This is a genomic window from Paraburkholderia sp. GAS334, from assembly GCF_050436625.1.
In the GTDB taxonomy this organism is placed as follows: Bacteria; Pseudomonadota; Gammaproteobacteria; order Burkholderiales; family Burkholderiaceae; genus Paraburkholderia.
Window position 1 is genome coordinate 80445 of the sequence record NZ_JBNDMO010000020.1, and the last position, 12834, is coordinate 93278.

General features: G+C 61.4%; 8 protein-coding genes. 3 read left to right on the top strand and 5 right to left on the bottom strand.

Going from position 1 to position 12834, the window contains the following annotated elements; all coding sequences use genetic code 11:
* Positions 1 to 570: 570 nt before the first annotated feature.
* The 3 genes from P3T21_RS28315 to mnmC all read right to left on the bottom strand — a co-directional run bounded on the left by P3T21_RS28315 (position 571) and on the right by mnmC (position 5808).
* Entirely contained in the window at positions 571 to 1686 is a 1116-nt protein-coding gene (locus P3T21_RS28315; protein ID WP_429259264.1) for a YbdK family carboxylate-amine ligase, read from the bottom strand.
* A gap of 93 nt (positions 1687 to 1779) precedes the next feature.
* Positions 1780 to 2982 (bottom strand): cation:proton antiporter, encoded by a 1203-nt coding sequence (locus P3T21_RS28320; RefSeq protein ID WP_429259265.1) that lies wholly within the window; start codon positions 2980 to 2982, stop codon positions 1780 to 1782.
* 858 nt (positions 2983 to 3840) lie between these two features.
* The gene (gene mnmC / locus P3T21_RS28325) at positions 3841 to 5808 is read right to left on the bottom strand and encodes a bifunctional tRNA (5-methylaminomethyl-2-thiouridine)(34)-methyltransferase MnmD/FAD-dependent 5-carboxymethylaminomethyl-2-thiouridine(34) oxidoreductase MnmC (protein ID WP_429259266.1); all 1968 of its coding nucleotides are present in this window, start codon (positions 5806 to 5808) and stop codon (positions 3841 to 3843) included.
* A gap of 435 nt (positions 5809 to 6243) precedes the next feature.
* Between mnmC and P3T21_RS28330 the strand changes: the two genes are divergently transcribed.
* Positions 6244 to 6522 (top strand): HU family DNA-binding protein, encoded by a 279-nt coding sequence (locus P3T21_RS28330; RefSeq protein WP_074262967.1) that lies wholly within the window; start codon positions 6244 to 6246, stop codon positions 6520 to 6522.
* A 72-nt stretch (positions 6523 to 6594) separates the two neighbouring features.
* Here the strand turns inward: P3T21_RS28330 and P3T21_RS28335 are convergent, their stop codons facing one another.
* Together P3T21_RS28335 and P3T21_RS28340 are read right to left on the bottom strand one after the other, a co-directional pair.
* A complete protein-coding gene (locus tag P3T21_RS28335; RefSeq protein ID WP_429259267.1) occupies positions 6595 to 7926 on the bottom strand; it encodes a GTP-binding protein in 1332 nt (443 codons plus the stop codon).
* Positions 7927 to 8128: 202 nt separating this feature from the next.
* On the bottom strand, positions 8129 to 8566 hold the full coding sequence (locus tag P3T21_RS28340; protein WP_429259268.1) for a lytic transglycosylase domain-containing protein: 438 nt from the start codon (positions 8564 to 8566) through the stop codon (positions 8129 to 8131).
* A 454-nt stretch (positions 8567 to 9020) separates the two neighbouring features.
* Here P3T21_RS28340 and gspD point away from each other — a divergent pair, with 454 nt between their 5' ends.
* Together gspD and gspE are read left to right on the top strand one after the other, a co-directional pair.
* Positions 9021 to 11294, top strand: a complete 2274-nt coding sequence (gene gspD / locus P3T21_RS28345; RefSeq protein ID WP_429259269.1) for a type II secretion system secretin GspD — start codon at positions 9021 to 9023, stop codon at positions 11292 to 11294.
* The gene (gspE, locus tag P3T21_RS28350; protein WP_429259270.1) at positions 11291 to 12832 is read left to right on the top strand and encodes a type II secretion system ATPase GspE; all 1542 of its coding nucleotides are present in this window, start codon (positions 11291 to 11293) and stop codon (positions 12830 to 12832) included. Before gspD ends, gspE begins: the two co-directional genes overlap by 4 nt.
* The last annotated feature ends 2 nt before the right edge of the window (positions 12833 to 12834 follow it).

Sequence of the window (12834 nt, forward strand, 5' to 3'; positions counted from 1 at the left end):
GCCGGCAGCCTGTGTGGGGACCGTCCCGTCCGGGAAAGGCGGGGCCGATTCTAACTATCTCAAAAATATTCTGCATTGCGAGCCTGTTCCGGCGCGTCGTGCAGCGATGCTCTCTTTTATCCACTGGGCATCGTCGACCATGGTTTCTTTCGGAAACAATGCCTGACGCGGCCACGCCACAGCGTTAAAACCGACATTCTATGCGAGTGCGGCCAATCGTACAGCTAAGTTATCCAGCGCGCGTTGTGGATAACCCCGGGATATCCCATGAAATGGATGTGCACCGATTCTTGATAACCCGCGCATCGGCATCCTGGTGACATGAAGTTATCCGCCGTTCCGGGCGAAGACACCGGTAAGATCCGCATGGTTGTCGTTTACGCAATACATTGACTTTGCAGGGAAATCCTTCGTTGTCCACAGATGAAGCCCATGCTTGTTAACTATTACTACGTATGTATACGTAAACATTGGACAAACTAGAGGAAGCCCGAGCTGGAAATCAAAAGGCGAAAAAAACCCGCTAAAAGCGGGTTCTGTCGGATAACAACGACAACCTGACGGCGGGAATCACGCCCGCCATTGCAGGCATTGCTGCCGCACGGCTTCATGCAGCGACTTTTCTTCGGCGAATACGCCACGCAGCCACGTGGCATCGTTGACCTGACTGCGCGCGATCGCGCCGACTTCTTCCAGCGCCTTGCCCGATCCCAGCGCGTCGGCATGCGGCGCGATACGGTCGAGCGTGGCGAGGATATCTTCGGAAATCGTACGCCGCTCGCCTGTCTGCGGATCGATACAGGTGCCCGCAAGGCCGAAGCGGCATGCTTCGAAGCGGTTGAACGTGTAGACGAGGTAATCGTCTTCCTTCGGCATCAGCGGTTTGTCGAGCAGCAGATGGCGTGCGAGCGTCTGGATGTAGCAGGCGATCGCCGCGGCGCGGTCGACGGACATCGGCGTATCCATCACCCGCACTTCGATCGTGCCGAAACCGGGCTTCGGACGGATGTCCCAGTAAAAATCCTTCATGCTGTTCACGACGCCCGTGTGAACCATCTTCGAAAAATACTCTTCGAAGCTGTCCCACGTGAGCACGAACGGCGCGCGACCCGACAAAGGGAACGCGAAAACCGAGTTCAGTCGCGCCGAATGAAACCCGGTATCGACGCCCTGCACAAAGGGCGACGAAGCAGACAACGCGATGAAATGCGGAATGAAACGCGACATGGAATGCAGCAGGAACAGCGCGCTATCCGGATCCGGGCAACCGATGTGCACGTGCTGGCCGAACACGGTGAACTGCTTGGCAAGATAGCCGTAGAGCTCGGAGATGTACTGGAAGCGCGGCGTATCGACGATCTGCCGGTCGCTCCACTGCTGGAACGGGTGCGTGCCGCCACCACAGAGCCCGACGTTCAGACGGTCGGCCGCGGTGACCAGCGTGTCGCGGATCGTGCGCAGATCGGCCAGTGCCTGCTCGTGCGTCGTGCAGATGCCTGTTTGCAGCTCGATCATGCTTTCGGTGATTTCCGGCGTGATGTTGCCAGGAATCGGTTCGTCCTTGATGAGGCGCAGAAGATCGGTGCCGGCTTTGGTCAGATCATAGTCATGGGTGTTGACGATCTGCATTTCGAGCTCGATCCCGAAAGTGAACGGTTTCGAGTCGACAAAGGGTTCGAGTGACATGACGTCCCTTAGGTTTGCTGGTTGGGCCGGCCTTTCGCGTGCGCGCTGGCCGGCCGCAATCGTTGTGAAATGAGGGCTGTTCCGCGCGAACGCCTACTCGCGACGTTCTCCCACCAGTGCAAGGCTGCGATAAACGAGCCACGGCCCGACGAGCTGCAGCACGACAATGGAGCACATCACCACTGCACGCAGCAGCGGATCGAAATTCGGATACAGGTCATACGTATCGTCGACGAGCAGGTACGCAAGCGCGGACATCGGTGAAAGCGACAATCCGAGTGCCATGCCCTGCTTCCAGTTCAGTCCGCTCGGCTTCGCGAACGCGAGCACGCCGACGAGCTTGCCGATCAGACGCGCAACGATCAGACCCAGTGCGGCGACGCCGCCGAGCGCGATGTCTTTCCATTCGAACGACGTCAGCGTCAGCACGAACAGAATCACGGTCAACAGCCAGCCCGCGGTGCCGAAATGCTGCGGCCACAACTGCGGCCGCGCTTCCAGATTTTTCACGATGATGCCGGCGGCAAGCAGGCTCAGGATCGTCGACAGCCTGAACAGATGCGCGAGCGCGATCGCCAGCAGCACAAGACCGAACAGCGCGACAAACGAATGCTCGTCCTGCATGTTCATGCGTCGATAAAAGAAATTGCACGCACGCGCGAGCGCAAATGCCAGCACGAACGATCCGATCAGCAGATAAAGCGGCTGCAGGATCGTAGCGAACACGTTGCCGTACACCTCCTGATGCAGCCAGCTCGATGCGAGCTTTTCGATCACCACCGCGTACATGCTGTTGAGCGCGGTCAATGTCATCAGACGCTGCGTAACCTGTCCTTCTGCACGCAGTTCGGTCTTGAGCTGGATCACCATCGCGGGCGATGTGGCCATTGCGATCGCGGCGAGCACCATCGCGACCATCGTCGGCACCTTCAGGAACAGCAGGACGGCAAGAACGAGTACGAACGTGAGCGTCGCTTCGGCGATGCTCGACAGGATCAGCCATGGGTTACGACGGATCCAGCGCAGGTCGAGACGGCTGCCCAGTTCGAACAGCAACAGGCCAAGTGCGACGTCCAGCAGCGGACGCGCGGCGCCAGAACTGCTGGCGTCGATCACGCCGAAACCGGCCGAACCAGCGATCAGACCAATCACCGCATAGCCGGAAATACGCGGCAGACGCCATGCGCGATAGCAGAGTTCTCCGCAGAGACCCGCCGCAAGCAGCGCGAGGCCGGCCCAGAAGATCGCGTCGGGCGTGAGCGGCCAGGCCGGGAAAAATGAAAACGCCGACTTCATCGTGGTGGCTTCTCCTTTTGCAGCAACGGCCATGCGGCGCGAACCGGCGGACGGGCCGGTGACGGAGTGAACGCGGCTCGCGTTCGTCGTCGCTATCGCGCTGCGCCGACGGGCGTTGCAGATTGTCGATCGGGTGAAAACTGAGACGGTTGCGCGAAAACCGATTGACTGCGGACGGCGAAGTCTGCACGTGCCCGCGTGTATCAGCGTGTGCCCTGCGGCAGCTTGGCAGACACATGTGTACGAACGCCGTCGACCTGTGAATCAGATTGTTGTTGACCGGCAACCGTTCCGTTGGTGCGCACGTTGAATGGAGCGAAGCGTGCGCGCGAAGAACGGCGATTGTGCCACAGGTTTTTCAACGTGGACCGAAAAGGCCCTAACGTGAGGGTAAAGCGGTAAAAACGGACGTTATCTTCAGCGAAACAGGAAAAAACGACCGTTTTATGGGGTGCATTGGGGTAGCGCCGCCGGGCTTTTTTCGGATTGAACCGGGTTTTGGAGGGGCCGGTGCGAACGGTGGTTTTTGCGGGTCGAGGGGTTTGGCCCTTCGGGTTTGATCTGAAGCGACCGCCCAGACCCCTTTGTTTATATGTTTACCTGTATGTATACGTAGTAACAGTTAACAAGGGCATCGCTTTTCTGTGGATAACCTTCGTTTACCGAATCAAATCATCGCATTGGGGAGCGCATAACAGCACGCACAGCATGTGCGGCTCTCGCGGGCTTCCAGGAACAACTTTTCCGGAAAAGACGCGACGCAAAAGTTGTCCCGTTTACGTCCACATCGGTTCCACATGAGTTGAACCGGTTTTTCTCACGGTTATCCACAGGCACGGGTGGATAACTTTTCGGTCTCTATTGAACCGTGCCTTGACGCAACGCACGCAGGAGGAAGCGTGCGGGATCGATTGTTTCGGCAAGATCGCGTTCGATCGGCCAGGGCTCACCTTCGATCTGCGAGGCGATGAGTTCCGCACCGAGCGCGGCCCATACCAGCCCGCGTGAACCGTAAGCGAATGCGCCATGCATACCTGTTGTGCGCGGCAGATCGAGCGGCCATGCGCCGCGAAGACGCCCGGCTTCACGCGCAGCTTCGGCTTCATCGGCGAGTGTGCCGATCATCGGCATCCGGTCATGGGCGACGCATCGGAATGCGACGCGGCCTTCCAGCGTCGCTGTCGTTAGAGGATCGATTGTGTTACGCAGCGCCGGCAGCATTTGTGCAATGCGCGCCAGATTTTCGACATGGTCGTCTGCGCGCAAGCTGGGATCGAGATCATCGATGTTGTATGTCGCGCCCGTCAGCGTGAGGTCATTGGCGAACGGAACCACGTAGCCTTCGCCGATTACCGGCACCTGCAGACCGGAGACCGCGCCCGAGGGCAGCACGGTCAGCTGACCGCGCACGCTGCGCGTCGCTGCGTAGCGCAGGCCAGCAATGCGCGCGGCATCGTGCGCGCTCGCGACGATGACAACAGGTGCGCGGCCAACCACTTGCCCGCTCACGTCGAACACATTCCACTGGTCGCCTGCGCGTTCGATGCGCGCGACGTTCACGCCGAAGCGTCGATCGAGCAGCGTACCCGCGGCCGCGCATTGCGCGGCGCAAAGTGTGGCCGGGTCGATCCAGCCGCCACGCGGAAAAAACCATCCGCCGTTCGCGACATCGACATTCGCGATACGTCGCGCTTCATCGCGCGACATCGGTATGACGTAATCCGATGGCCACGCAAACGATGCCAGCGATTCAGTCATCTCCCGCGCTTCTTCTTCGTTCGCGGCAAGCTGAAGCAGACCCGACGGACCACGCGTGATTGAATGTCCGGCGTCTTCGAGCGCAGCCCATCGCTGCAACGCGTAGAGAAAACCTGCACGCGTGATGCGTGACGCGACGCTGTCATCGCGAGAGAGCATCGGATGAAATACCCCTGCTGGATTGCCGGACGCTTCGCGCGCGATCGCGTCGTGTCGTTCAAGCGATGTGACGTGCCAGCCGCGCGCGGTGAGCCGTTCGATCACGGCACAGCCGGCCAGCCCGGCGCCGATCACAATGGCGTGTCGCTCATCGACGGCAAGCGGCAACGGCGGTTCGTGCCGGCGCACGCGCCAGCGTGGCGCAAAACGCCCGACCAGCATCGCGCGCTTCCAGCCAAAACCCTCGACCTTGCGATACTCGAAACCGGCCTGCAACAGCGCGCGTTTCACGTCGCCGGAGCTCGTGTAGGTGGCGAACGTTGCGTCATCGCCCGCCAGGCGCGCGAGTTGTTTGAAAAGTTGCGGCGTCCACAGGTCAGGATTTTTCGCGGGCGCAAAGCCGTCGAGATAGAACGCGTCAGCACGTAACCAGAGCGACGGAAGCGTATCGGTCGCGTCGCCGAAGACGAGCGTGAGTATCACGCGGCCGCCTTCGAATTCGAGCCGGTGTGTGCCTGGAACCAGGGTTGGCCACGCATCGGCAAGCGTCTGCGCGAGCGACGAGATCGATGCGTCCGCAACGGTCGCGTCGTATGCGCGACGCAGATCGTCCTGTGTAAACGGGTGTTTTTCCGTCGAGACGAAATGCAGTCGTTCGCAGCGAGTGGGGTCGGCGCGCCATGCGGCCCATGTCATCAGGAAGTTGATGCCCATGCCGAAGCCGGTTTCCGTCACCGTGAAAATGCGCCGATCCTGCCAGCGGGCGGGCAGATTGTTGCCCTGCAAAAACACGTACTCAGCCTGCGCAAGACCGCCGACTGCGCTGTGATAGATGTCGTCGTACTGGCGTGAGAAGGGTGCGCCGTTGTCGCGAAAAGCGAGAGTGGCAGGGATCAGCGGCTCGTTCATGAGTAGAAAGAGGACGTCGTTAATGACGTAAAAAGCGCGCTGTGAAGCGAAGTGTAAAGCGCTGGAAAGCCCTTGTTACAAGGGTTACACGGCGATACACGTGCGCCTGAACGTTGGCAAAAACCAACGCCAGCGTGGCATCGAGCGCCATGACGCGTGTTGTTTGATGCGTTCCTGATCGAAATCGGCCCAATCCGAACTGGATCAGACAAAGAACCGTGTAAATCTTCGAAACCCTTGTCCTGATTGGGTTTGCGCTGCGCTATCATAGCAGGCGCCGCACAGGGAAGCGGCAGCACGGCCGTCGCATACAACGCTTTGCGACGCGTTTGTCCGGAGTGCTCCGGCATCGTCGCTGCTCGACGGCGCGGCACGCGCACGTATAATCGGCGCGTTCGCGCTGTTCGTGTCAACCTAAACCAGAAAGGAACCTTAATGAACAAACAGGAACTGATCGACGCCGTCGCAGGGCAGACGGGCGCCAGCAAAGCTCAAACCGGCGAAACGCTGGACACGCTGCTTGAGGTGATCAAGAAAGCCGTGTCGAAGGGTGACGCTGTCCAGTTGATCGGCTTTGGCAGCTTTGGTTCGGGCAAGCGCGCAGCGCGTACAGGCCGCAACCCGAAGACCGGCGAAACCATCAAGATTCCGGCCGCCAAGACCGTCAAGTTTACGGCTGGTAAAGCGTTCAAGGACGCAGTCAACAAGCGCTAAGCGTTTAAGAGCCTTGTGTTGACGCCCGCCATTGGCGGGTTTTTTTTCGTCTGCGTTCCCTGTGGTTCCCGGTCATTCCTGGTGATGGTGATGTCCGTGACCATGATGGCGGTGCCTATGATCGTGGTCATCGTCATCGTGTTCATGATCGTCGTGTTCATCCTCATCGAAGTCCCACGCGGGGAACGGATCGTTGAATGCTTTCCACGCATCGACACCGGATGCGTATTCCCCGTCGGTCAGAAGACACGCATCGAGCTTCGCGCGCCACGCGTCGCGATCGATATCGACACCGATCATCACCAGTTCCTGGCGACGATCGCCGATCGTGAATTCGTTCGCATCGCCGTACCAGTCGGCGGTAATTTCCGCCATCAGTTCATCATCGCCTTCGGGCCATTCGCTGCGGTCCTGCGCGGCCCACCATGTGCCAGCCGGCGCTGGCCGGCATGCGCCGCCCGCCTGCGAAAGCGAGCCGCCGATGTCGTTGCGCGTCGCGAGCCAGAAGAAACCTTTGCTGCGCAGCACGCCTGTCCATTCTTCATGCAGCAGTGCCCATAAGCGCTCCGGATGAAACGGCCGGCGCGCGCGGTAGACGAAGGTGCCGATGCCGGATGCGTCGGCTTCGCCATGCGGTTCCCGATTGCGGTCTTCCGTGAGCGTGACGAGCCAGCCTGCGGAACCTGAAGTGGCCTCGAAATCGAAACGCTGCGTATCGAGTACGTCGGCGGGCGACACATCGGCGAAGCGGCTCACGATCTGCACGGCACCCGGATTGATGCGCGCGAGAATGCGTTGCAGACGGGCAAGCGCGTCGTCGCTGACAAGATCCGCCTTGTTCACCACCAGGACGTCGCAGAACTCGACCTGATCCACAAGCAGTTCGACGATCGTGCGATCGTCGTCTTCGGTCGTCGCGATGCCGGCTTCGGCAAGCGTATCGGTGCGAGCAAAGTCGAGCAGGAAACGCGACGCGTCGATGATCGTCACGGTCGTGTCGAGCCGCGCGATGTCGGCGAGTGTCGCGCCGTCTTCGTCTTCATCGCCGAAGGCCAGGTTTTCGGCAATCGACATCGCTGTGGCGGCGCCCGTCGATTCAACGAGGATCGCGTCGAACTGTTGTGCGTTGGCAAGGCGACGAATGTCTTCGAACAGGTTGTCGCCCGCCGCAATTAGAACGCTTCCGTTGGCCAGTTCGATCTGGTTTTCCGCAGCGGTGTGCGATCCGCCTGACGCGCGCACAAGCGTCGAATCGGGATCAACCCCGGCGAGACCGGCCGGATCGGCGACGATCGCGGCGACCCGCAGGCCGCCGGCGTTCGTAAGAATATTTTTGATGAGCGTGGTCTTGCCCGCGCCCAGAAAACCGGAGAGCACGGTGACGGGCAGTGGCGACTGGTTCATTGCGGTACGGAAACGAGAGGAGAAGAAAGGCGTGCCGGGCGCAAAACCGGAGTGCAGGCGAGCGGCAGGACGAAGCCGCATTGTGCATCAAACGTCGCGATGTCGCGCGAATCTGCCGCCCGAAAGCGTGAGCAGTGGTGTCAAACTTGACGTAGCAAAAAGATCAGCAGGAGGTCAGCGAGATGTCCGCGCACAGTAACCCTCAGCGCAGGAGATTCCACTTCTGAAGAATGCCCGCGATCTGCTTCGCGTACTGATCGCGTAGCGATGGCGTTTCCGAGTGATAGGCGCCGACCGCGTTCCACGTATTGCCATACTTGTTCATCTGACGTCGCAGATGCCAGGCGGCAATGTAGACATTCTTGCAGGGTTCCATCAGCGTACCGGTAGAAATGCCGTACTGCGACAGCGTCGCCAGATGGATGGAGTTGATCTGCATCACGCCGTAGTCGGTCGAACCGTTCGCGTTCTTGTGCTTCGCGTCCGGCCGGTTGTGCGACTCCTGCCATGCGATCGCGCGCAGAATGAGCGGATTGACTTTCTGGTAACTGGCCGCCTCATCGAAACAGTCGGCGCGTGCGGGCGCGGCGGCGAACCACGCGCAGAGCCCGACGGCAACAGTGACGAGAGCCAGTTTCATCGGTCAAGATGACTAAGCAAATAGAAGTGAAGGACAATGCGATGTCTGACACCCTCACGGAAAACTGGGGAAAACCCGCGTCCGTCTGGATGCATTCATCTTATGTAACGCCCGTATCATACCGGCAGCCGGCGACCGGCTAAAGTTGGCTAACCGACATAAGGCCGCACATTTCGAAGTGATGATGGCCGTTAGAGGGCCGCGGTGACCTTTCATGAAGTTAACAACCGCAATCCGCGATTAGAGGAAACTTACTGCCGGGGGCTTTTTTGTGAGAATTTCGTCATGAAAAGCTGTTACTGTTTATTTTTTTCGGGCCTCAGTTTCGTGTGCATCCGGGAGACGGGCAGGCGTCGGGGCGAAGGGGTTGAGCCCGGCCAGCATGTCCACTGCGCATGACCGCTGGCGGCAGTTGCCGTCGGCATCGACATCACATTCCATGAGAAGAAATCGTATGGCATTGCGTCGCGTCGCAACGGCGCTGCTGGTTGCTGGATTGATCACCTCGCAGATCGCACACGCACAGGTGACCCTCAACTTCGTCAACGCGGACATCGACCAGGTGGCCAAGGCGATCGGCGCGGCAACCGGCAAAACGATCATCGTTGATCCGCGAGTCAAGGGTCAGCTCAACCTCGTTTCAGAAAATGCCGTCCCCGAAGACCAGGCGCTCAAAACATTGCAGTCCGCATTGCGGATGCAGGGCTTTGCGCTGGTGCAGGACAATGGCGTGCTCAAGGTCGTGCCGGAAGCCGATGCCAAGCTGCAGGGCGTGCCGACCTACGTGGGCAACGCGCCGGCCGCGCGCGGCGACCAGGTCGTCACGCAGGTCTTCCAGCTGAAGAATGAATCGGCCAATAACCTGCTGCCGGTGCTGCGCCCGCTGATCTCGCCGAACAACACGATCGCGGCCTACCCGGCCAACAACACGCTGGTCGTCACCGACTACGCCGACAACGTGCGCCGTATCGCCCAGATCATCGCGGGCGTCGATACGGCCGCGGGCCAGCGGGTCCAGGTCGTGCCGCTGAAGAACGCCAACGCGCTGGATATCGCGACGCAGCTCTCGAAGATGCTTGATCCAGGCGTGATCGGCAGCACCGACGCGACGCTGAAGGTATCCGTCACCGCGGACCCGCGCACCAATTCGCTGCTGCTTCGCGCATCGAATGTGCAGCGGCTCGCGGCGGCGAAGTCGCTCGCCCAGCAGCTCGATGCGCCCACCACCATGCCCGGCAACATGCACGTCGTGGCGCTGCGCAACGCGGACGCGACGAAGCTCGCGAAGACCTTGCGCGGGATGCTCGGCAAAGGCGGCGAGACCGGCTCGTCGGCCGGCGCGAACGAAGCAAGTTCGTTCAACCAGAACACCGGCGGCTCATTGGGCGGTGGCTCGACGGGCACGTCGGGTACGCCGCCGCTGCCGTCGGGCGGACTCGGCAGCAGCTCGCTGTCGTCGTCGATGGGCGGCGGCGGGGGAGCATACGGCGCGGGCGGTGGTTCCAGTTCCGGCGGCCTGCTCGGCGGCGACAAGGAAAAGAGCGAGGAGAATCAGCCGGGCGGCATGATCCAGGCGGACGCCGCAACCAATTCGCTCATCATCACGGCGGCCGACCCCGTGTACCGCAACCTGCGGGCGGTGATCGACCAGCTCGACGCGCGGCGCGCGCAGGTCTATATCGAGGCGCTGCTCGTCGAGCTGAATTCGAACACGAACGCCAATCTCGGCATTCAGTGGCAGGTTGGGAACAATTCGATCTTTGCCGGCACCAACCTGGCGACCGGCAACAGCAACAGCATCATCAATCTGACGGCGGCGGCCGCAGCGGCCGCGAGCACCGGCGGTCTCGCGACAGCGCTCGGAACCCAGAGTGTCCAGCAGGGGCTCAACGTCGGCTGGGTGCACAACATTTTCGGTGTGCAGGGACTCGGCGCGTTGCTGCAGGCGCTGTCGCAGACCGCCGACGCGAACGTGCTGTCGACGCCTAACCTCATCACGCTCGACAACGAGGAAGCCAAGATCGTCGTCGGCACGAACGTGCCGATCCAGACGGGTTCGTATTCGAACCTCACGAGCGGCGCCACAAGCTCGGCGTTCAACACCTTCGACCGCATCGACGTCGGTCTGACGCTGCACATCAAGCCGCAGATCACCGACGGAGGGATTCTCAAGCTGCAGCTCTACACGGAAGACTCGGCGATCGTGAACGGCACGACCAACGCGACGACCAACCCGGCCGGCCCTGAGTTCACCAAGCGTTCGATCCAGTCGACGGTGCTCGCCGATAACGGCGAGATCATCGTGCTGGGCGGCCTGATGCAGGACAACTACCAGGTCAGCAACAGCAAGGTGCCGCTGCTGGGTGATATCCCGTGGATCGGCCAGTTGTTCCGCTCGGAACAGAAGAACCGCAACAAGACTAACCTGATGGTGTTCCTGCGCCCCGTGATCATCAACGATCGCGATACCGCGCAGGCCGTGACGTCGAACCGCTACGACTACATCCAGGGCGTGCAGGGCGCGTACAGGTCGGATAACAACCTGATCAAGGACAAGGACGATCCGGTGGTTCCGCCGATGCCGATCGGCCCGAGCCAGGGCGGCTCGCCCGCGATGAACCTGTTCGACCTCGAGCAGATGCGTCGTCAGCAGATGGCGCCGCCGCCGGCCGCCGCTCCGGCGGGCAGCACGGGGCCGAACACCCAGTCACCGGGAGCGCGTCCGTGACGCAGACGCCCGCGCAAGCCGCGCATCGTGCTCAGGGCGGCGACCCGGCCAGCGAGCGGGGCAACCACCCGGTCACCGGTGAGCGCGAGGCGCCCTCGCCGCTCGCCGCGCGGCTCGTGCCGTACGGCTTCGCGAAGAGCGGCCAGATTCTCGTCGCGCATCAGCATGCGGACGGTCTCGAAGTCTGGATCAGCGAACGCACGAGCGACGCGGCGCTCGCTGAAGTCGCGCGCAATTTCGGCGCGTTGTCGGTGGTGCGGCTCTCCGCCGATGAACTCGCGCAGGCAATCAACCAGGCGTACGCGCGCCAGGACGGTAGCGCGGCGCAGGTGGTCGGTGAAGTCGAAGGCGAAGTCGATCTGTCGCGACTGATGCAGGAGATTCCGGAAGTCGAGGATCTGCTGGAATCGGAAGACGACGCGCCGATCATCCGCATGATCAACGCGCTTTTGACGCAGGCCGCGCGCGAGCAGGCGTCCGATATTCACATCGAGCCGTTCGAGACATCGTCGGTGGTGCGGTTTCGCGTAGACGGCACGTTGCGCGATGTCGTGCGTCCGAAGAAGGCGCTGCACGGCGCGCTGATCTCGCGGATCAAGATCATGGCGCAGCTCGATATCGCCGAGAAACGTCTGCCGCAGGATGGCCGCATTACGTTGCGCGTCGGCGGTCGTCCGGTCGACGTGCGCGTTTCGACGCTGCCAACCGGTCACGGTGAACGCGCGGTGCTGCGTCTGCTCGAAAAGGACGCGGCGCGGCTGAACCTCGAAGCGCTTGGCATGGCCGCCGATACGCTCGTGAAATTCGACAGGCTGATCGGGCGTCCGCACGGCATCGTGCTCGTCACGGGCCCGACCGGTTCGGGCAAGACGACGACGCTGTACGCATCGATGTCGCGGCTTGAGACGGCGACGACCAACATCATGACCGTCGAAGATCCGATCGAATACGACCTGTCGGGCATCGGCCAGACGCAGGTGAACGAGCGGATCGGCATGACCTTCGCGCGCGCGTTGCGCTCGATTCTGCGGCAGGATCCGGACGTCATCATGATCGGTGAAATCCGCGATCTCGAAACCGCGCAGATTGCCGTGCAGGCGTCGCTCACCGGTCACCTGGTTTTGGCGACGCTGCACACGAACGATGCCGCTTCCGCGGTGACGCGTTTGACCGACATGGGCGTCGAGCCGTATCTGCTGGCTTCTTCGCTGCTGGGTGTGCTCGCGCAGCGGCTCGTGCGACGGCTGTGTCCGGTGTGCAAGGAAGAGCGCGTCGAAGAAGACGGCAGCGTGCGCTGGCACCCGGTCGGTTGCGACAAGTGCGGCCATTCGGGTTATGCAGGCCGACGCGGCGTGTACGAACTGCTGCTCGTCGACGACGCGATCCGCTCGCAGATCCATCGCAACGCCGCCGATTCAGAAATTCTCGAAGCAGGTCGCGCACAGGGCATGCGCACGCTGCGCGAGGATGGCAACCGCTGGCTCGAATCCGGGTTGACGTCACTTGAAGAAGTGATCCGCGTGACGGGCGGAGTGTAAGC